Genomic DNA, 19,930 nt, shown 5'->3' with positions numbered 1-19,930 from the left:
ATCAGGGACAGTATTAAAGATAACACAAAGATATCGTAACGATTTGATAACAACCCAAATTGATAAATCAACGGGTGTAAACAGCAAGGAGGGAAAGGATTACACCCCAGTAAGCCACCAGGGTGTGGGGAATATTTAGTGAGCCAGCATCCAAACCATTTGCGCCCAGAAAGCAAACGAAACAGTAAATGCGGTAAGCCACGACCAGTACTTGACGCTACAGTGAGTATTCATAAGCCACTCTCTTTATTTTTTAGTAAATACTATGACTGAATAAATAATCAGCCGGATTGAATATTGCTGTATGTAGTGATTACTTAAAGAGTGCGCTGTTAATCACAATTAATAAAAATTGTGATTAACAGCAAGTTAAATAAAGGTAAACGAAATAAGTTTTATTGTTTTATATGATCGTCTGTTGAGAACAGATCGATAAACTCTTTTTGTTGTTTAGTGAGCTGCCACGATTCCGGAACCTGAACCTCTCCAGATTTCGCCTCTTGTTGTGGCTTATCATCTTGCTTGTGCCCCTTTTTCGGCACTTGCATTTGGTTCAGGGTGGTCATGTTTACCCCCAAAAATGCCAGGCTGCCAATGCCACTACTAGCCAGAACAGACCTGAAACCAGAAACACCGCCACCCAGGCCTTACGTTTAAGCCCTGCTTCCCTTTGCGGTTGTTCACTTCCTGAAGGCATTGCTAACCTCATACAATCGGCACCACTTATCATAAAGCCCTAAACAATCGGTATAATTAATCGTCTGATGGGATTAATCCTAAAGAAACTCTAGTACAAAAGCCAGCGAAATTGCGCCTTCATTCCAGGAAAAGATTTAATCTTTTGACCTGAAATAAATAATTGAAAGAGTAAATTTGCGCCGAGGGAATTTATTATCTACGTTTGTCGCTTAATTGAGACATATTACCCACTTATACTATGCGGGTAATTATACTGAGGGATTTAATACGGGAGGGAGTAATCATATTCTTTATTTAAATGAGAAAAGGTATCTTTCCCAGAGGAAAAGATACCTTCAGATATTATTTGGCTGGTAATTTAATGTCTTTGAACATCGCTTCAATATCTTCATTAGAACGCAGCGCTACGGCAGTATCGACCACATCGCGGGTAAGGTGCGGGGCAAAACGCTGAATAAAATCATACATATAACTGCGCAAGAAAGTGCTGCGGCGGAAGCCTATTTTCGTGGTGCTGTGGCTGAAAACGCCCTGCGCTTCGATGCGTACCAGATCCGGATCAGACACGGGATCTACCGCCATACTGGCAATCACGCCCACCCCTAACCCCAGACGCACATAAGTTTTAATCACATCAGCGTCCGTCGCGGTAAACACAATACGCGGCGTTAAACCGGCACGGTTAAATGCGGTATCAAGCTCTGAACGCCCGGTAAATCCAAACGTATAGGTTACCAGCGGATATTGCGCCAACTCTTCAATAGAGACAGACTCTTTCGACGCTAATGGATGATCCGGCGTGACAACAATCGAGCGGTTCCAGTGGTAGCAAGGCAGCATCACCAAATCATCGTAGAGATGTAATGCTTCGGTCGCGATCGCAAAATCAGCATTGCCTTTAGAAACCGCTTCAGCAATTTGCGTCGGTGAACCCTGATGCATATGCAGCGATACGCGTGGGTAGCGCTCAATAAAACCTTTAATCACATTCGGTAAAGCGTAACGCGCCTGGGTATGCGTCGTGGCGACATACAGTGAGCCCTTATCAGGCCAGGTATGTTCGCCTGCCACCGATTTAATGGCATCGACTTTCGACAGCACTTCACGGGCGATACGAATAATCTCCTGCCCCGCAGGCGTCACCTGAGTCAGGTGTTTGCCGCTACGCGCAAAGATCTGAATCCCCAGTTCGTCTTCTAACATACGAACTTGTTTACTGATCCCCGGTTGAGAAGTGTAAAGCCCTTCTGCCGTCGACGAGACGTTGAGGTTGTGATTGACCACCTCTACGATATAACGAAGTTGCTGTAGTTTCATGGCGTTCCATCCGCAGTAAAAGCAGCCCCAACACGAACAACGGCGGGGATCAGACGAGGTAGAATTTTCTTAAGCCACTATATCAGTTATACCATCTTTGTATAGTTTGAAAGAAAAAATAATAATCAGGTTATATAAGGAGAAATAAAAAAGCCGGAGCACAGGCTCCGGCTTTCGTTGTTAAAGGTCAGTTACTTCTTACCTTCAACCCACTTACCATCCACAAAGAAGGCTGACCAACCGGTCGCTTTACCCTCTTTTTCGGAAGAAACATACTGCTGTTTAGTCTTACGGCTAAAGCGAACAACCGCTTTGTTACCGTCAGCATCCTGTTGCGGTGCATCAGCCAGATAACGCAGTTTTTCTGGCAGACGGTCGCGGAAGCGGTACAGTTCTTCAACCAGTGGCGCACGTGTTTCACGCGATTTCGGGAAGGTATTTGCTGCCAGGAATACACCTGCAGCGCCATCACGCAGCACGAAGAACGCATCGGACTTCTCACAAGGCAGCTCTGGCAATGGAACAGGATCTTCCTTCGGCGGCGCAACTTCACCATTACGCAGAATCTTACGGGTATTTTTACAATCGTCATTAGTACAAGCCATGTACTTACCGAAACGACCCATTTTCAGGTGCATTTCAGAACCACATTTTTCACACTCAACGATTGGGCCGTCGTAACCCTTGATGCGGAATTCACCCTCTTCAATCTCATAACCATCGCAGGTCGGGTTATTACCACAAACGTGCAACTTACGTTTTGGATCGATGAGATAGCTGTCCATCGCCGTGCCACATTTAGTACAACGACGTTTCGCTCGCAGCGCGTTGGTTTCTGCGTCGTCCCCTTCCAGCACGTTGAGAACTTCGTTTTCCGGCACCAAATTGATGGTGGTTTTGCAGCGCTCTTTTGGTGGCAGTGCATAACCCGAGCAACCGAGGAACACACCGGTGCTCGCCGTACGAATCCCCATCTCACGACCACAGGTTGGGCAATCGATACTGGTCAGAACCATTTGGTTTGGGCGCATGCCGCCTTCTTCTGGATCGAGTTCAGCTTTACCCAACTGCTCACTGAAATCGCTAAAGAAGTTATCCAGCACCCCTTTCCACTCGGCCTGATTATTGGCCACCTGGTCGAGGCTACTTTCCATTTGCGCGGTAAAATCGTAATTCATCAGCTCACGGAAGTTTTCTTCCAGGCGATCGGTAACAATTTCACCCATTTTTTCAGCGTAGAAACGGCGGTTTTCCACTCGCACATAACCGCGATCCTGAATCGTGGAAATGATTGATGCGTAGGTAGATGGACGACCAATGCCGCGCTTCTCCAGCTCTTTCACCAGCGATGCTTCGCTAAAACGAGCCGGTGGTTTGGTGAAGTGCTGACCAGGCAGAATTTCAACCAGCGCCAGTTCGTCGCCTTGCTCTACCGCAGGCAGAGTGCGATCTTCATCACCTTTGCGCAACGCAGGCATCACTTTAGTCCAGCCATCAAAACGCAGCGTACGACCACGCGTTTTAAGACGGAAGTCGCCCGCTTGCACCGTTAAGGTGGTGGAATCGTATTGAGCCGGTGTCATCTGACACGCCACAAACTGACGCCAGATCAACTGGTAGAGTTTTTGCGCGTCGGCTTCCATATCTTTTAATGACTCAGCTACCACGCTCACATCGGAAGGACGAATCGCTTCGTGCGCTTCTTGTGAGTTTTCTTTGCTGGAGTACTGGTTTGCGGCAGCCGGAAGATATTTCTTACCGAAATTATCTTCGATATAACCACGTACCATGCTCACTGCATCCTGACTCAAGTTCGTTGAGTCGGTACGCATGTAAGTGATATGGCCCGCTTCATACAGGCGCTGCGCCATCATCATGGTTTTCTTCACACCGAAACCAAGACGTGTGCTCGCCGCCTGCTGCAAAGTTGAGGTGATAAACGGCGCACCAGGCTTGCTGCTGGTTGGCTTATCTTCACGCTCAAGTACCGAATAACGCGCTTTTTCCAGCTCGCTAACCGCAGACATAGCCTGTTCGCGATTAACCGGGCGGAACGGCTTATCTTTATGGTGGCTGACCTGAACCGGCAGACTGTCACCTTTCGGCGTAGTCAGATTCGCATCAACTTCCCAATATTCTTCAGGCACAAACGCTTTAATTTCGCGCTCGCGATCAACCACCAGACGCACAGCAACCGACTGTACGCGGCCGGCAGACAGACCGCGGGCAATTTTCTTCCAAAGCAGAGGCGATACCATGTAACCCACAACGCGGTCCATAAAGCGGCGCGCTTGTTGTGCGTTAACACGGTCGATGTTTAATTCGCCCGGCTTTTCGAACGCCTGCTGAATGGCGTTTTTAGTAATTTCGTTAAACACAACGCGACTGTAACGTGTGTCATCCCCACCGATAACTTCCCGCAGGTGCCACGCAATGGCTTCCCCTTCGCGGTCAAGGTCGGTTGCGAGATAGATATGGTCTGCTTTTTCAGCCAGTGATTTCAGTTCTGAAACCACTTTTTCTTTACCCGGAAGCACTTCGTACTGCGCTTCCCAGTTGTGCCAGGGATCGACACCCATACGATTTACGAGCGCGCCGCGTTCATCCTTTTTGACCTTTTTGGTCCCTTTGGTGGAGGCGGAGTCTGCGCTCTTCTTGGTGGTTGATCCACTGGTCGGCAAATCGCGGATATGACCGACGCTGGACTTAACCACGTAGTCATTACCGAGATATTTGTTGATCGTTTTGGCTTTTGCCGGGGACTCAACGATGACGAGAGCTTTACCCATATTCACCTTTACCTAATGTAATTCTTCCAGGGACGTCGCACGTTAGTGACACCTTCCACTGGCGACGCGCTTTTCTATATTGCGACAGCGTCAATGGATATCAACTCTTTTTTCATCCACCGGCTAACTAAGCGAAAATTCGCAGGTGATTGAGATAACGAGTCTTTCGCACCGATGGCATAGCACGACGTAACTTTGGTTGAATGTCAAGCAATTCCGTTGCCAGATTTGCGAAAGCGTCACACTCTACCTGATAAAATGAGTTAAGCAACTTTATTAGCATGCCAATAAGATTCCTGCCAGAACAGTAAACTGATTAAATCACTTTAGGTTTACAGGGAAATATTGCCCTTTGCAGTATAGCGGAAGTACACTACCGCCAGTTTTTAAAGGAGGAAATCATGCAACCAACCACTCAACCTATCGATAAACAGTCGCTACTCGTTGAAGCCAACAAAGTCATCCGTGAACATGAAGATTTCATGCATGGCATGGAAGCAACGGACGTGGAGCAAAAAAACGGGGTGCTGGTGTTCAAAGGTGAATACTTCCTTGATGAGCAAGGCTTACCAACCGGGAAAAGCACCGCGATATTTAATATGTTTAAGCATCTTGCGCACGTGTTTGCTGATAAGTATCACCTGCAAGACTAAACAAAAACGAGGCCAATCGGCCTCGTTTTTGTTTCTGCCATAAAAAACTCCTGTAACGTCTGACTTCAGACTCTACAAGAGCGGTTTTTCACCACGCTGCCACCAGCGCAACAGCAAATTATCCAGGCTGTTTGCCGCACTGCCGGTAAATCTGTCCATCATCTTTTTACGGCGCGTGTAGTGAACGTTAATCACGTCATGATCTTTCATCAGATTAATCAGTAAATCATCGCTGGTACTTACGGCATCAACGAGCCCTTTTTCAAGCGCCTGCGTGCCATACCAGTGTTCACCTGTTGCTACAGCATCAATATCCAGCGACGGGCGCATATCATGTACAAACTGCTTAAACAGCAGATGCGTTTCATTGAGATCTTCGCGGAATTTCTCACGCCCTTGCTCGGTGTTTTCACCAAACAACGTCAGCGTACGTTTATACTGCCCGGCGGTATGCAGCTCTACATCTATATCGTTTCTTTTAAGCAAGCGGTGGAAGTTAGGAACCTGTGCCACCACGCCAATAGAACCAATAATAGAAAACGGCGCGGCGACGATTTTATCCGCCACACAAGCCATCATATAGCCGCCGCTGGCTGCGACTTTATCGACGGCTACAGTCAGTCGCACGTTGTTCTCACGCAGACGCTGTAGCTGCGATGCGGCAAGTCCGTAACCATGCACTACGCCACCAGGGCTTTCCAGACGCAGCAAAACTTCATCTTCAGATTTCACAACCGCCAGCACCGCCGTTATCTCTTCGCGCAGGGAGGTGACTTCATGTGCATCCATACTTCCTTTAAAATCCAGCACATAAAGCGTGGGTTTATCAGAAATAACTGTTTCACCGCGTTTAGCTCGGGCTTTGGCCTGTTTTGCCTCGAGCTTATGCTTTTTCTTTTGGGTTTTATGCCAGTGTTTCTGCTGGTGACTATCAAGCCTCGCCACCTGCATCTCTTCCTGCATTTCCTGATATTGTTCACTTAGATTGGTGAGCCGTAACTCCCCGCGCTGATGTCTTTTACGCCCGGCAACATTCACAACAATGGAGACAAGAATGCCAATCGCCGCAACAACGGTGACGATTTTTGCCAGAAACAGCCCATAATTTGCAATCAGATCCACGCTTTCCGCCTTCCTTTAGAGCATTAAATATCTATCAGCCAGTGTACCCGAGCGCTGATTCCACGTCTGCAAGCAACTATAAATGCTGCGAGGCGCATTCCTGAACGTCTTTAATAAAATGAAACTTTTGCAAAATGTTAATCAACGGTATTGTCTCCCGTTGCCTGATTGAAATAACGCGCCCTTTAAGGCATAAAGCCTGAAAGCAATGAAATAAGACGCGAGCTTCGGCATCGCGCGAGGAGTTGAACGTGCACTATCAACCGAAAACAGATTTACTGCAAAATCGCATTATTTTAGTCACCGGGGCCAGCGATGGCATCGGTCGAGAAGCGGCTATAACGTATGCTCGTTACGGCGCGAACGTCATCCTGCTGGGTCGTAATGAAGAAAAGTTACGCGCGGTTGCGCAAGAGATAAACGCCGGTTTTGGGAGCCTACCGCACTGGTTTACTCTGGATTTCTCCAACGCAACACCTGAGGATTGCCACCATCTGGCGCACAAACTTTCAGCATTAATTCCGCGCTTAGATGGCGTGTTACATAATGCAGGGATTCTCGGCGATATTCGTCCTATGGACGAACAAGATCCCCAAACATGGCAGAACGTGATGCAGGTAAATGTTAACGTCACCTTCTTTTTGACCCAGGCATTGCTGCCTTTATTACTGAAATCAGATTCCGGATCGCTGGTGTTTACCAGTTCAAGCGTTGGCCGTCAGGGGCGCACAGGCTGGGGAGCATACGCGGTATCAAAATTCGCCACCGAGGGAATGATGCAGGTGCTTGCTGAAGAATATAAGCAACATAATCTTCGCGTCAATTGCATAAACCCGGGTGGAACACGCACCGCGATGCGCGCCAGCGCATTCCCAACTGAAGATCCCGAAAAGCTAAAAACGCCCCGGGATCTTATGCCGCTCTATCTGTGGCTGATGGGCGATGACAGCCGCCGCAAAACAGGCATGAGCTTTGACGCTCAACCCAACCGTAAACCAGGAATTTCCGAATGAGTGAAGATCGTTACCAGCAGCGCCAACAGCGTCAGAAAGAAAAAGTCGATGCCCGCGTCGCGGCAGCGCAAGAAGAGCGCGGTATTTTGATTGTTTTTACCGGAAACGGTAAAGGAAAAACGACCGCCGCCTTTGGGACCGCAACTCGCGCGGTAGGCCACGGTAAAAAAGTCGGGGTGATCCAGTTTATTAAAGGTACATGGCCAAACGGGGAGCGTAACCTACTTGAGCCGTTGGGCGTTGAGTTTCAGGTGATGGCGACGGGTTTCACCTGGGATACTCAAAATCGTGAAACTGATACCGCCGCCTGCCTTGCTGTATGGCAGCATGCGAAGCGTATGCTCGCCGATGAGACGCTGGATATGGTTATCCTCGACGAATTAACCTATATGGTTGCCTATGACTATTTACCGCTGGATGAAGTGCTGACGGCACTGGCGCAACGCCCTGCAAATCAGACGGCGATCATTACCGGCCGGGGATGTCATCGGGATATTCTTGAAGTGGCGGATACGGTCAGTGAATTAAGACCGGTTAAACACGCCTTTGAAGCGGGCGTTAAAGCACAAATCGGTATCGATTATTAAAAAAACCCCTCGATTGAGGGGTTTGTTATTTAGCTACTGCGTCCACCGCGGCGACCACCGCCAGTGACTTGCGTATGGCGTTTCACCGCACGGCGAATCTGGTTCGCTTTCACACGACGACGATCTTTTTCAACCGCCACTTTGCTTTCTGTCTCTTCCGGTAACTCTACCAGTTTACGCAGGTAGTTCGTTGGGGCCAGGTCGAGCTCAGTGTAACCACCACGCGGTATGCCTTTAGGTAACTGAATGTCGCCGTAACGCACACGAATAAGACGGCTCACCTGCACACCGACGGCTTCCCAAAGACGACGCACTTCACGGTTGCGGCCTTCGGTCAGAGTCACGTTGTACCATTGGTTGATGCCTTCGCCACCGGTAAACTTGATGGTTTTGAACGCGGCTGGACCATCTTCTAGCTGCACGCCACGCGCCAGTTGCTTCACTTTGTCATCATCAACCTGGCCGAAGACGCGCACGGCGTATTCGCGTTCTACTTCACGACTTGGGTGCATCAAGCGGTTCGCCAGCTCACCATCGGTTGTGAACAGCAACAGACCGCAGGTGTTTACATCTAAACGCCCTACCGCAATCCAGCGCGCGCCGCGCAGTTTTGGTAAACGGTCAAATACCGTTGGACGCCCTTCCGGGTCGTTACGCGTGCATAATTCGCCTTCTGGTTTGTAATACGCCAGGACACGACAAATCTGCTCTGCGGATTCTTTAATAGAGATCAGGTGACCATCAATACGAATTTTCAGGGCCTGGGTCACTTCAACACGATCGCCTAATGTGGCGATTTTACCGTCCACACTGACACGGCCAGCAGAGATAATGGCTTCAATCTCACGACGTGAACCATGACCTGCGCGGGCTAAAACTTTTTGTAACTTTTCGCTCTTATCGCTCATTGAGCTTCCTCGGGTGTCGCCTTCACAGGCGTCTGGTATACTTGCAAAAACAACGAGTTAACAGCCAGATTAAGTTAACTCACTGATATGTAACTATTTCATGATATACAGCAGGGCAAACAACATGTCACACAAGCTGTCACACACAATGATTCGTGGGCGCACATATTACACGAATTTTAGAATAAATGGTTCACCAAGTTACATTCGAATTTCTTTAGGTACTGACAGCTTTCGACAAGCAGAAGTGATGATGAGCCGGGTGCGTCCATTTATTCCACTGGTACAAAGTGGTGCCATGACCGTTGAAGAGTTCAAACAACGCTTGGGTGGGATGCGTGAGCTAACAAAAGATGGTCTTGACCAGCTTTTGCTAAATGTATTGGAAATCAATATCGCTGATGCTGATTACACATCCGCAAATCCTCGATTCTACAGCTCAAAAAAACCTTTTTCAGAACAGGCCGACAATGCCCGGAAAATGTCAGAAGCAATGCGTCAAAAGATGATGGCAATTGATGAGGCTGGAGCTTTGGAACTCTGGGGATTAGATAAAGAATACATTGTTCCTGATGAACTCAAACCAGTAATTCTCGAAAATACTAAAAAAATGGTCTACTACCATGATCTGCAATTTCAGGCTATCAGCGCTTTATCATCTGGCGACGCACCTCGATATGATCAGGTAATGAGTCTTTTAGCTAAGGAAAAAACACGACTGACAAATACGCCATCAGAAACATCATCCCCTTCTCCCAAAATGCCTTCACTATCACTTTCAAAAGCCTGGGATGGGTATGTTAAAGATAAAGGGCAAAAGTGGCGGAGAGCCACTGCAAACGAAAATCAACGCTTCTATGATGTACTACTTTACGCCATCGGTGACAAACCAATAGAGTCGATTACCAAACAAGATATACGTGAAGCTCTAAAAGTTGCCGAAAACTTACCGACACGGAACAAGCTCCCGTTTTCAAAGTTAAGCCTTGAAGAAAGCATTAATTACGACGTTTCAGAAGAAGACCTCATCAGCAGCGCCCACGTGGAGAAACATCTAAAAATCTGGCGCTCATTGTTCAGGATATACTTAGTAGAGACCAAAGATTTGTTGGAAAAATCACCTACCGATGGCATTTCATATGAAGTGAGGCCAAATCGAAGAGGCCATTACAGCGCTGGTGAACTCGCAAAATTAAAGACAAAATTGTTTTCACTTGTAGATACCGATTGGCGCAAGTGGTACTTCCTCACGCTAATCTATACAGGTGCTCGTCGTGGTGAAATATCTTCAATCAGGAAAAAGGATATTCGCCAAAATGAAGAAACTGGTCGTTGGTACATTTTCATTGAAGAAGGCAAAACCGACCATGCGCAACGTCAGATCCCTCTAAACAGAACATTAGAGGTTGGAATACATAGCTTGATTGCCCAGCTTAAAGAAAACGACCTGATATTCAATGGATTACCTAATTACACCACAGCTACCGATGAATGGATCAGTATAATGAAAGAACTCAGCATTCCAGATTATGATGAATTCGGTCTGAAACGCCGTATTCATAGTTTACGCCATACCTTCGTGAGTAACTGCCTTGCAGCTGGAGTATCTACACCACTTTTACAATTTGTCGTCGGACACGCAAGAAGCCAAAGTTTGGGTGTGACCTCCATATACACCCACCGCCCACCATTGAAAGATTTGTTATGTGTTGTCGATTTTCAAAGTTAGAACAAAATCTATTGAGCAACCAGTTTTTCGACAGCTACAATCACTAATGAGAATCATTTGCAATTGTAGCTGGTTCGTGATAAAATAGCTTTAAGATAAATAACTTACGAGAGGACATATTGTGTAACTATCTTCCCCCACCAGCATTTAATCCACCATCAAGTGGCGAGCGTAAAAAGCTGGTAAGCATCCTCAAGAAGTCCGGGTTAACCCTAACAACTTCCCGGATCAATCTTCTCCACTATCTGATACAAACTTTGGTTCCGCTTACGGCTTCTTACCTGTCACTGCTGACTAATTTGCCTTTATCGACAACGCACCGGAATCTTTCCAGATTTGCCGATTTTGGCCTGGTCGATTACATCATTGACCGTTCGGGTGTCTGCCGTTGGTATCTTCTCACCACAGGACGCGCTAACTACTGCCCTGCCTGTAATCAGGCTTTTAACGCCAATTTCTGATAGACCCTAAAAACCACCGCAAAGCAGCGGTAACGACTGACGCACACCACCAGCGCCAGCAAATTACTACACCCATTTGCTACCGATACGGAGACCCAGCATGACAACAAAGAAAAAGTTACTGAACCAGTTCGACCCAGAATTGCAGAATTATATTGATAAGATCGCTGCAAAATACCAACCAAATCCAGAAATTTTGCAGCGTCGAATTGAAAACGCCGAAGCCCGCTATAACAAGTTTCAGAACTTTGCCGATATCCCGGCGCGGCTGGTGGACAGGCTCCAGACCCTGATCCTTGACGGCTGGCGGTTTCATCTTTCTGGGCCTGCCTCGGTGCTTGCCAATTCATCAATGATTTCCGTTACTCTGCAAAAGCCTGCGTCACTGGTTGAAGCGGAACTTAAGGCGCTACGATCCAAGGCTTCTGACGATTACAGCGATGAAATCTTTATAGCTATGGAGCACGAGATTGATGAACTTATTCAACAGGCCGCTGAGGACTCACAACGGAAGGCCGAAGAACAAGCAGAGGCAGAGCAAGCAGCAATGCGGGATCGCTTACGCTCTCTCCTGAACGGAGCTAAAGCATGACAGCTACAGCAAAGAAAGGGGGCGAATGCCTCGTTCATGTTGTCGACGAAAAGGCGTTGAAACGCGCCATCAAAAAGGCGAAAGAACTTGCCGATGCAGAACCAGAGAAGTACCGCCGAATAAAATAATTTTTGCACCTATCCGAATTTGAGCGTATGATTAATTTTGGGTTATTTCCACATGTAAACTTCTTTCGAAAAAATCCACACCACTTGAATTGCCTGTGATACCTTTAATGGCGCGGGCTTTATCCGTGCCTGTGGCTGTCCTTTCGCGGTGGTCTGATGGTAATAACTTATACGCACGTACACGTATACACGCACGCGAGAGAGTATTCATGTAAACAGTCAGAGGAGGGACTTTGCTACAGCAGATGCAACCAGAATTAACAACCGCACAGTCAGAGCAGCCACAAACCACGCCTTATAGAACAGTTGTCCACGATCACGGACGATATCCGGTTATCACGGGCGACAAGTTTTTTCATAACAGCTCCCCCTACCCGATCAACACCACTGACAGATCCGGCGTCCGGTTAGATATCCTTGCGCCAATCGCCGCAGAACTTGACGCAATGCTGGGCGCTTACAGTCGTGTTTACCTCACCCGCTTTGATCTCCGCATACCAGCAGGCACGCCCGTAGACATTGCTAACGAATGGATAAGCCAGCTATTCAAGAAACTACGCGAGCGCCTGAAATCGAAGTTTCGCAGGCCCGAAGGACTGGCAAATCCGGTCATCAACTTCGCTTACGGCTGGGTGCGGGAGAAAGAGATGGCAAAACAGGTGCATTACCATTGCTGGATAGCCCTTCCGCATCGGCAGGTGAAACGACTTGGAACGCCGACAAGTGGCATTGCTGGTACTATCACCGAAGTCTGGGCGAATCTGTCAGGAGGTGAGCGAACGCTGGTGGAGCTACCGAAATCAAGCGACAAGTACACGAAACACTATGTTATCGAACGAGGGAAACCGGAAACCCTTGAAGGGCCTCTCCTCTGGTTGTCGTATCTCGCAAAGGAGCGCGGAAAGTACCAAACGGGCAAAGGCGACAAGGTTCATTCGACTTCGCAACTTCGAAACAAAAAACCATGATCGCGAAAATCTTCGTGTAATGCCCGCCACGCCATTCAAAATCAAAGGCAGTACCTTCGCATTACCCCCACCACGAAAAGCGCACACAATGGCGCTCATTGCGTTTAACAACACCGTCCATTAACCACCTGAGGTTAACTTTTAAATATAGCCCATTATTCTCATCTCCGCGAGAGATTTTTCAATCTATTCAATCCCCAGAGTCTGGTACAGGTTTCCCGTTTTCCCGGATCAAATGGCTGAAATGCAGACAAAAAAACCCCGCACATGGCGAGGCTCTTATAAAAAATAGAGAGAGGGTCTAACCCACGAATGCGTTTCGACGTTGGAATCTTTCGGAAATCTGGTTTTTTCTGACAAGTTTGCCGTCAAATTGTTTCTCTATACGTTCCTTTATCCGCCTCAGTCGAAGATTGATATGCCCTTCACTTGACACTTTCGCACCTGTGATAGCCATGATTGCTTTAGCTGCGAGGTACTCCTCTTCGTAGTCATCACAAGTGTAGATCAAAGGTTCCAGATTCTGTGACTCAATGAAGGCAAAAACATCTCTATGTAGATCTGAGCTGGTTTTCTTAAACTCTTCTTTTTCATTAAGAATTTCTATTATTCTCTTGAGCTTTGGTGTTTTGATATCGTCTGGGTTGACCTGACATGCCTCGTCAAAAGTTGCGGAAAGGGTTTTCACATTGTTCATCAACCCAAAGACTTCATAGCTGTAGGGCAGCGTCTTCCTTTTGCCCAATGAACCTGACACCCATTTAGCTTCGCCATTATCCGCGTATCCGTCTTGCACATCGATTTTCAGCTCCCAGTTTTTGGTTTTCTGAGCGCTCTCGATAAAGCTAAGGACCGCATTTGGAAAATGCTTGTGAACTTGGTCGAGTTTTACTCTGGTATCAATGATTTCTTGTCGCAAACAGGACAACTCATCATTGATGCTCATTTTATTTTTTCGGTACTCTTCCAGCTTATACAAGGCAATCTTTCTATCAATTTCTTTTCGAACACGCTTTCGTTCGAGTGCAAATGATTTATCCGCTTTGAAATAGTTACGGGCACAGTGACCGCCGATTAGAACTTCTTGCTCATCATTGGTTACCCCTAACCAGCCGCTTCTATGCTTTTGATGGCAAATGCCCTTGTGACCTTTCACTTGGCAAATCACATCTTCATCCAATCGGTACTCACCAACAAGAGCTTTAAAGTTTTCAGGATTGATTTCACATTCAGAGGAGAAGCGCGGACGCTTTTCTATATCGACGAAACTGGAAAAAAACTCAGACTTTGCAGACATTGACCCGCCTTAGTTGTTAGTAACCTGTATTAGTGTCCAGCCTGTACAAATATACAACTCAATACCCATCTGATCAATAATGTTTTTTATGTGCAGAACGGACTTGGGCAAAGGATACAATCGCGTAAGGAAAAATCACTTATCAATACGCTATATTGCTATTATTTCAGTTGCTTACAGTGATCCTTTTTTAGTATTCCAGTTGCGCTTAATCGTTGGTAGGCTCAACCCTAATTCACGCGCAGCCTTTGACTGACTCAATCCACCTGCTTTGGCTTCCTGCACCCTCTTAAGTGTATCAGTCGCCACAGGACGACCTAACTTCTTGCCTTCCTTCTTCGCCCGTGCGAGGCCCTCTTTGGTACGCTCAATGATGCGGGACTTTTCGAACTCCGCGAAGGCCGAAAACATTTGCAACATCAACTTTCCTTCTGCGCTGGTGAGATTACGCACAGGCAGATCCAGCGATACAACATCGATTCCCTTCTCCACCAGCATTGCGATAGTTTGCTGTACATCGAGATTATCGCGACCCAGGCGATCCAGCTTCAACACCACCAGCCGATCCCCGGCTTCCAGCTTATGAGTAACCATATTGGCAAAGCCTTTACGCTTCATTGCCTGTACGCCACCGGATACGGTTTCCGAGACAACACGATTATCAGGCACATCATAGCCAGCCTGACGAATCGCAATGATTTGGTTTTCTGTGGCCTGCTCGCTGGTGGAAACACGGCAATATGCAAAAGTGCGGCTCATAACATCCCCTCGACTGGTATCAAAAACGGTATCATAATTACTTTCTGGTGTCTTTATGTCAATACCCTATATTGTTGATACCAGTTTGAAGGGATAATGTCTGGTATCGCAAAACGAACGATTAATGACACCAGTGATAATGACTACCATACAGATATTTCTGGAAGAACGAAGTGACTGTCAACTCAGCCAGTGAATCGTTAAGCACCTCAGCTCATGGGACAACGGAAAAATGGTCAGCAAGATATTTGTGCCGACCTGTTTATAGCGTGATGGGGTATCAGTGATTTAGAGCCGGGGCGGGAAAGTTCAACTAACGACCTCAACAATTGTCCCACCACGCTCATATCTGATGAGGAATTTATACGCTCTGTCGCAAGTCACGGTAATTTCATTACCAAAGATAGAAGACTCCATACCATCCACTCTTTCGCATTCATAGCCAGCCCTACGAATCTCAGATTCAACCTTTTCATGACTAACATTCTCTGCCGCAGAGACGCAAGTAGAGACCCCGCATGCAATAAGCATCAACCACATGGCTTTAAACATGAAAATTTGCTCACTTTTATTATATATCTCACGGCCTGTCGCTTAATTACCTCATTAGACCGATTGATTAATTCTATTGAAATTGGATTATTGATCGATAAAAATGATCAATCAATAGATTAATTGATTTACAAGTAAACGTTGTGTTGATTTTTCAGGTACTGGAAAAAGTAGGCAGGGTTAGGCCGTTAAGAGCGCCGAAAGTTTATGTGTCAAAAATTCTCTGATGAAAAATGGAAAATTCTAAGTCTCTGGTTATATTTAAAAAACGATAGTAAAAGGTTGCAATAATCAACGGGTTGTTAATTAATCGTACACTCTGGTTACTATTCGTAAACGCCGAGTAATGAGACTTGTTTTAATGAGGATTAGTAATGAGACTAAAATTAGTAGTAAAAAGTCTTGCCCTTGCCGGATTACTTTCATCAACGGCACTGACACCACTCTTTGCACAGGAAGTGACAAAGCCTGCTACGGCTTCGACCAAACAGGCTAACGACGCACTTTATAATCAACTGCCTTTCTCAGATAACACCGACTTCACGAACGCCCATAAAGGTTTTATCGCCGCTTTGCCTCAGGAAGTTATTAAGGGAGAGCAAGGGAATGTGGTCTGGAATCCACAACAATACGCTTTTATAAAAGAAGGTGAAAAAGCCCCTGACACTGTAAACCCGAGTCTGTGGCGTCAGTCCCAGCTCATCAACATCAGCGGTCTTTTCGAAGTAACAGACGGCGTTTACCAGATCCGTAACCTTGATTTATCCAACATGACCATTATTGAGGGTAAAGAAGGTATTACTGTCGTTGACCCACTCGTTTCCGCAGAAACGGCAAAAGTGGGTATGGATTTATACTTCAAAAATAGAGGTAAGAAACCTGTCGTAGCTATCATTTACACTCACAGCCATGTTGACCACTACGGCGGTGTGCGTGGTGTTGTGGATGAAGCCGATGTGAAGTCAGGCAAGGTAAAAGTTTATGCACCTTCAGGTTTCATGGAAGCTGCCGTTGCTGAAAACATCATGGCTGGCAACGTTATGAGCCGCCGCGCCAGCTACATGTATGGCAACCTTTTAAAACCTGATGCAACAGGTCAGGTTGGTGCGGGGCTGGGTACTACCACGTCAGCAGGCACGGTTACGCTTATCGCGCCCACTAACATAATCGAGAAGGATGGACAGAAAGAAGTCATCGACGGTCTGACTTATGACTTCATGTTGGCACCTGGTTCCGAAGCACCTTCTGAAATGTTGTGGTTTATTGAAGAGAAAAAACTCATCGAATCCGCAGAAGATGTTACCCACACTCTGCACAACACTTATTCACTACGTGGTGCCAAAATCCGGGAACCACTGCCTTGGTCAAAATATATCAACGAAGCAATCGTTCGTTGGGGTGACAAAGCTGAAATTATTATGGCTCAACACCACTGGCCGACTTGGGGCAATGAGAACGTGGTTAACCTGCTGAAAAGCCAGCGGGATTTGTATCGTTACATTAACGACCAAACTCTACGTATGGCGAACCAGGGCCTGACTCGAGATGAAATCGCTGCCAATTTCAAGCTGCCAGATTCACTGTCAAAAACTTGGGCTAACCGGGGTTATTACGGTTCTGTCAGCCATGACGTAAAAGCAACTTATGTGCTTTACCTCGGCTGGTTTGATGGCAATCCAGCAACACTGGACGAGTTGCCGCCAGAAGAAGCTGCCAAGAAATTTGTTGAGTACATGGGTGGTGCCGACGCAATTCTTCAAAAAGCCAAAACTGACTTTGATCAGGGTAATTACCGTTGGGTTGCTCAGGTGGTGAGTAAAGTCGTGTTTGCCGATCCAAATAACCAGAATGCACGTAATCTTGAAGCAGATGCTTTGGAACAGTTGGGCTACCAGGCCGAATCTGGCCCGTGGCGTAACTTCTACCTGACAGGTGCCCAAGAACTGCGTAATGGTGTGGTGAAAGGCCCAACGCCGAATACAGCCAGCCCGGATACCGTGCGAGCGATGACACCTGAAATGTTCTTTGATTTCCTTGCTGTTCACATCAATGGTGAAAAAGCGGGTAATGCTAAAGCGGTGTTTAATATCGATCTTGGCAGTGACGGCGGTAAGTACAAGCTCGAGCTGGAAAATGGCGTATTAAACCACACAGCTAATGCCGAAGCGAAAGACGCTGATGCCACGATTGCTCTTAACCGTGACACGCTGAATAAAATCATCCTGAAAGAAGAAACCCTGAAACAAGCTCAAGATAAAGGCGAAGTTAAGGTAACCGGTAACGGTGCGAAGCTCGATGAAATGTTGGGCTATATGGATAAGTTCGAGTTCTGGTTCAATATTGTTACACCGTAAAGTGTAAACCCCTGCGACATTTGTGCCGCAGGGGTTTTATGCCTTTAACGTCTCATGGTGTACAACATTGCAGGTCATTTGGTGAATATTCTACTGTCACACAAGCGAACCAACAACCTACCCAGAAGAAAAGCAATCATCTGATTTCATTGAAAAAAATAAAATCACTTCTCGCCTTCACAGGCGTCGAAATGGGGTCATGGGGCATAGCCGCCCCATTTTAGGCCGGACAGTATAGCCGCAGACGCATTTATAAGAAAGGTTTAGCATCACCGACACCTTCGCGGATAACCACTGGTGCATCGTCGGTCAAATCCACGACCGTCGTCGGTTGCTGACCGAGATAGCCGCCGTGAATCACCAAATCGACGACCTTCTCAAGGCGGTCTTTAATCTCTTCCGGATCGGATTCGGTAAATTCGCTACCGGGAAGCATCAGTGATGTCGACAACATCGGTTCATCCAGCACTTCGAGCAGGGCCAGCGCAATCGGATTCGACGGCACGCGCAAACCGATGGTTTTACGTTTTTCTTGTAGTAAACGGCGCGGGACTTCTTTCGTACCTTTAAGAATAAAAGTGTAATTCCCTGGCGTATTATTTTTGATTAAACGAAACGCCACATTATCGACGAATGCGTAAGTTGAAAGCTCCGACAAATCACGGCACATCAACGTAAAGTTGTGCCCGTCCGGTAACTGGCGAATTCGACAGATGCGTTCCATCGCCGATTTATCTTCAAGTTTACAACCCAGCGCATAGCCCGAGTCGGTAGGGTAAACAATAACGCCACCTTTGCGAACAATCTCTACCGCCTGGTTAATCAGACGCTGCTGCGGGTTATCCGGGTGAATATAAAAAAATTGACTCATACTGCCCTCTCTTGTGCAATGTGGCCGCTACCCCAATTCTGCCAGACAGGCTCAACACCGCCAGGCAACCAGAGCTTTCGCCCGAGTTCGATCCACGCACACGGCATATGGAAATCTGAACCCTGCGATGCCAGCAAATTAAATTGCTTCGCATAGCTCGCAAGCTGGGTGCGCTCATTTGGGGCCTGCTGACACTGCGCGACTTCCATGGCATCGCCACCACTTTCGGCAAACTGCGCCAGCAACCTTTTCAGCCATTTAGCCGTCAGGTCATAACGGCCTGGATGTGCCAGAACCGCTTGCCCACCAGAATGATGAATCACATCAATAGCTTGTTCTATTGTACACCACTGTGGCGGAACGTAACCGGTTTTCCCTTTTGCGAGATATTTCTTAAACACATCGGCCATCGTGTTGGCCTTACCGCACTCCACCAGAAAACGCGCAAAATGGCCGCGGGTCACTTCTCCACCGTTGGCATGGCGCATCGCCCCTATTAGCGCTCCGGGAATATGTGCTTTTTCCAGTCGCTCTGCGATTAACGCCGCACGCTGTACCCGGCGCTCACTTTGCTGCGCCAGAAAGGTGAGCAACGCCGGATGATGCTCATCCACACCTAAGCCAACGATATGAATTTCATGGTTTTCCCAGACGGTTGAGATCTCAACCCCGCTGATTAAACGCAAAGGCAATTGTAGACGTGATACTGCTTCCCTTGCGGCCGCAATTCCGGCTACTGTGTCATGGTCTGTGATTGCCAGAATACCAACACGCATTTCCACAGCACGTTGCACCAACGCCTCGGGCGTTAGCAGGCCATCTGACGCGGTGGTATGGCTATGTAAGTCGTAAATCACCGCAAGTGTTGGTTCGCTCAAAATGGCTCCGGATGGGTTAATAAAAAGAAAAACGCCATTCATGATAACGATAATCGCGGATAACTAAAAATCGCTATTGACTTTGACTCATCGAACTAGTTAACTAGTACGCAAGTTCACACGAGAAAGGTATCTGAAATGAAAGCGATAATCCGCATGCACAGCTGGTGGCGTACTACCTGATAACGGGCAGTGTATTCGCTATGGCTGTAATCAGCCCAGATACCAGGCCCGCCAATGAAGCGGGCCTTTT

The 19,930-nt window shown here is 47.2% G+C and carries 19 protein-coding genes and 1 other annotated feature (1 of these 20 only partly in view); of the genes, 8 read left to right on the top strand and 11 right to left on the bottom strand.

The annotated features are described in order from the left end of the window. Positions 1-135: 135 nt before the first annotated feature. From ymiC to topA, 5 genes are all read right to left on the bottom strand, one after another. Complete coding sequence (ymiC, locus tag AB1E22_RS19660) at positions 136-234, bottom strand: small membrane protein YmiC (protein WP_367596901.1); 99 nt, start codon at positions 232-234, stop codon at positions 136-138. Positions 235-395: 161 nt separating this feature from the next. Continuing rightward, a complete protein-coding gene (locus tag AB1E22_RS19655) occupies positions 396-566 on the bottom strand; it encodes a hypothetical protein (protein ID WP_367596900.1) in 171 nt (56 codons plus the stop codon). A 2-nt stretch (positions 567-568) separates the two neighbouring features. Next, entirely contained in the window at positions 569-697 is a 129-nt protein-coding gene (locus AB1E22_RS19650; RefSeq protein WP_367596899.1) for a YmiA family putative membrane protein, read from the bottom strand. A gap of 344 nt (positions 698-1,041) precedes the next feature. Continuing rightward, positions 1,042-2,016 (bottom strand): HTH-type transcriptional regulator CysB, encoded by a 975-nt coding sequence (gene cysB / locus AB1E22_RS19645; protein WP_064546360.1) that lies wholly within the window; start codon positions 2,014-2,016, stop codon positions 1,042-1,044. A gap of 191 nt (positions 2,017-2,207) precedes the next feature. Continuing rightward, positions 2,208-4,805 (bottom strand): type I DNA topoisomerase, encoded by a 2,598-nt coding sequence (topA, locus tag AB1E22_RS19640; protein WP_367596898.1) that lies wholly within the window; start codon positions 4,803-4,805, stop codon positions 2,208-2,210. A 401-nt stretch (positions 4,806-5,206) separates the two neighbouring features. Between topA and AB1E22_RS19635 the strand changes: the two genes are divergently transcribed. After that, complete coding sequence (locus AB1E22_RS19635) at positions 5,207-5,458, top strand: YciN family protein (RefSeq protein WP_367596897.1); 252 nt, start codon at positions 5,207-5,209, stop codon at positions 5,456-5,458. Positions 5,459-5,530: 72 nt separating this feature from the next. Here AB1E22_RS19635 and sohB read toward each other — a convergent pair whose 3' ends face one another. Continuing rightward, on the bottom strand, positions 5,531-6,580 hold the full coding sequence (gene sohB, locus AB1E22_RS19630; protein ID WP_367596896.1) for a protease SohB: 1,050 nt from the start codon (positions 6,578-6,580) through the stop codon (positions 5,531-5,533). Between the two features lie 251 nt (positions 6,581-6,831). Here sohB and AB1E22_RS19625 point away from each other — a divergent pair, with 251 nt between their 5' ends. Both AB1E22_RS19625 and cobO read left to right on the top strand, forming a co-directional pair. Then, a complete protein-coding gene (locus tag AB1E22_RS19625) occupies positions 6,832-7,593 on the top strand; it encodes a YciK family oxidoreductase (protein WP_367596895.1) in 762 nt (253 codons plus the stop codon). Beyond that, the gene (cobO, locus tag AB1E22_RS19620; protein ID WP_367596894.1) at positions 7,590-8,180 is read left to right on the top strand and encodes a cob(I)yrinic acid a,c-diamide adenosyltransferase; all 591 of its coding nucleotides are present in this window, start codon (positions 7,590-7,592) and stop codon (positions 8,178-8,180) included. Before AB1E22_RS19625 ends, cobO begins: the two co-directional genes overlap by 4 nt. Before the next feature lie 29 nt (positions 8,181-8,209). Here cobO and rluB read toward each other — a convergent pair whose 3' ends face one another. Continuing rightward, positions 8,210-9,088: a 23S rRNA pseudouridine(2605) synthase RluB gene (gene rluB, locus AB1E22_RS19615; RefSeq protein ID WP_367596893.1), complete on the bottom strand. Its 879-nt coding sequence runs from the start codon at positions 9,086-9,088 to the stop codon at positions 8,210-8,212. Between the two features lie 124 nt (positions 9,089-9,212). Here rluB and AB1E22_RS19610 point away from each other — a divergent pair, with 124 nt between their 5' ends. The 4 genes from AB1E22_RS19610 (at position 9,213) to AB1E22_RS19595 (ending at position 12,966) form a co-directional block, all read left to right on the top strand. Beyond that, complete coding sequence (locus AB1E22_RS19610) at positions 9,213-10,817, top strand: tyrosine-type recombinase/integrase (protein WP_367596892.1); 1,605 nt, start codon at positions 9,213-9,215, stop codon at positions 10,815-10,817. Between the two features lie 561 nt (positions 10,818-11,378). After that, the gene (locus AB1E22_RS19605) at positions 11,379-11,870 is read left to right on the top strand and encodes a hypothetical protein (protein ID WP_367596891.1); all 492 of its coding nucleotides are present in this window, start codon (positions 11,379-11,381) and stop codon (positions 11,868-11,870) included. Continuing rightward, positions 11,867-11,998: a hypothetical protein gene (locus AB1E22_RS19600; protein ID WP_367596890.1), complete on the top strand. Its 132-nt coding sequence runs from the start codon at positions 11,867-11,869 to the stop codon at positions 11,996-11,998. Before AB1E22_RS19605 ends, AB1E22_RS19600 begins: the two co-directional genes overlap by 4 nt. Before the next feature lie 233 nt (positions 11,999-12,231). Then, complete coding sequence (locus tag AB1E22_RS19595; RefSeq protein WP_437178395.1) at positions 12,232-12,966, top strand: YagK/YfjJ domain-containing protein; 735 nt, start codon at positions 12,232-12,234, stop codon at positions 12,964-12,966. Positions 12,967-13,267: 301 nt separating this feature from the next. Here the strand turns inward: AB1E22_RS19595 and AB1E22_RS19590 are convergent, their stop codons facing one another. After that, positions 13,268-14,263 carry a hypothetical protein gene (locus AB1E22_RS19590; RefSeq protein ID WP_367596889.1) on the bottom strand — a complete coding sequence of 332 codons (996 nt, stop codon included), beginning with the start codon at positions 14,261-14,263 and terminating at the stop codon, positions 13,268-13,270. A 174-nt stretch (positions 14,264-14,437) separates the two neighbouring features. Beyond that, positions 14,438-15,022: a recombinase family protein gene (locus tag AB1E22_RS19585; protein WP_367596888.1), complete on the bottom strand. Its 585-nt coding sequence runs from the start codon at positions 15,020-15,022 to the stop codon at positions 14,438-14,440. Positions 15,023-15,948: 926 nt separating this feature from the next. On the opposite strand from AB1E22_RS19585, the gene AB1E22_RS19580 reads away from it, so the two are divergent. After that, positions 15,949-17,928 carry an alkyl/aryl-sulfatase gene (locus AB1E22_RS19580; protein WP_367596887.1) on the top strand — a complete coding sequence of 660 codons (1,980 nt, stop codon included), beginning with the start codon at positions 15,949-15,951 and terminating at the stop codon, positions 17,926-17,928. A 250-nt stretch (positions 17,929-18,178) separates the two neighbouring features. Here AB1E22_RS19580 and AB1E22_RS19575 read toward each other — a convergent pair whose 3' ends face one another. Both AB1E22_RS19575 and rnm read right to left on the bottom strand, forming a co-directional pair. Continuing rightward, positions 18,179-18,799, bottom strand: coding sequence for an L-threonylcarbamoyladenylate synthase (locus tag AB1E22_RS19575; RefSeq protein WP_367596886.1), 621 nt, complete (start codon positions 18,797-18,799; stop codon positions 18,179-18,181). Next, entirely contained in the window at positions 18,796-19,719 is a 924-nt protein-coding gene (rnm, locus tag AB1E22_RS19570; RefSeq protein WP_367596885.1) for an RNase RNM, read from the bottom strand. Before rnm ends, AB1E22_RS19575 begins: the two co-directional genes overlap by 4 nt. 117 nt (positions 19,720-19,836) lie before the next feature. After that, positions 19,837-19,930, top strand: a sequence feature (Trp leader region) (it continues 3 nt past the right edge of the window).

The organism is Buttiauxella gaviniae (genome assembly GCF_040786275.1).
GTDB classification, from domain to species: domain Bacteria; phylum Pseudomonadota; class Gammaproteobacteria; order Enterobacterales; family Enterobacteriaceae; genus Buttiauxella; species Buttiauxella gaviniae_A.
Note: the sequence above shows the minus strand (reverse complement) of the source record. Positions and strands in the feature narration are given on the sequence as shown.

Excerpts from the sequence above, each read along its gene's own strand:
- AB1E22_RS19585 (WP_367596888.1), bottom strand. The coding sequence starts at position 15,022 with ATGAGCCGCACTTTTGCATATTGCCGTGTTTCCACCAGCGAGCAGGCC.
- rnm (WP_367596885.1), bottom strand. The coding sequence starts at position 19,719 with ATGAATGGCGTTTTTCTTTTTATTAACCCATCCGGAGCCATTTTGAGC.
- AB1E22_RS19650 (WP_367596899.1), bottom strand. The coding sequence starts at position 697 with ATGCCTTCAGGAAGTGAACAACCGCAAAGGGAAGCAGGGCTTAAACGT.
- ymiC (WP_367596901.1), bottom strand. The coding sequence starts at position 234 with ATGAATACTCACTGTAGCGTCAAGTACTGGTCGTGGCTTACCGCATTT.
- AB1E22_RS19610 (WP_367596892.1), top strand. The coding sequence starts at position 9,213 with ATGTCACACAAGCTGTCACACACAATGATTCGTGGGCGCACATATTAC.
- AB1E22_RS19600 (WP_367596890.1), top strand. The coding sequence starts at position 11,867 with ATGACAGCTACAGCAAAGAAAGGGGGCGAATGCCTCGTTCATGTTGTC.
- topA (WP_367596898.1), bottom strand. The coding sequence starts at position 4,805 with ATGGGTAAAGCTCTCGTCATCGTTGAGTCCCCGGCAAAAGCCAAAACG.
- AB1E22_RS19575 (WP_367596886.1), bottom strand. The coding sequence starts at position 18,799 with ATGAGTCAATTTTTTTATATTCACCCGGATAACCCGCAGCAGCGTCTG.
- cysB (WP_064546360.1), bottom strand. The coding sequence starts at position 2,016 with ATGAAACTACAGCAACTTCGTTATATCGTAGAGGTGGTCAATCACAAC.
- AB1E22_RS19655 (WP_367596900.1), bottom strand. The coding sequence starts at position 566 with ATGACCACCCTGAACCAAATGCAAGTGCCGAAAAAGGGGCACAAGCAA.
- AB1E22_RS19580 (WP_367596887.1), top strand. The coding sequence starts at position 15,949 with ATGAGACTAAAATTAGTAGTAAAAAGTCTTGCCCTTGCCGGATTACTT.
- cobO (WP_367596894.1), top strand. The coding sequence starts at position 7,590 with ATGAGTGAAGATCGTTACCAGCAGCGCCAACAGCGTCAGAAAGAAAAA.
- AB1E22_RS19590 (WP_367596889.1), bottom strand. The coding sequence starts at position 14,263 with ATGTCTGCAAAGTCTGAGTTTTTTTCCAGTTTCGTCGATATAGAAAAG.
- rluB (WP_367596893.1), bottom strand. The coding sequence starts at position 9,088 with ATGAGCGATAAGAGCGAAAAGTTACAAAAAGTTTTAGCCCGCGCAGGT.
- AB1E22_RS19635 (WP_367596897.1), top strand. The coding sequence starts at position 5,207 with ATGCAACCAACCACTCAACCTATCGATAAACAGTCGCTACTCGTTGAA.
- AB1E22_RS19605 (WP_367596891.1), top strand. The coding sequence starts at position 11,379 with ATGACAACAAAGAAAAAGTTACTGAACCAGTTCGACCCAGAATTGCAG.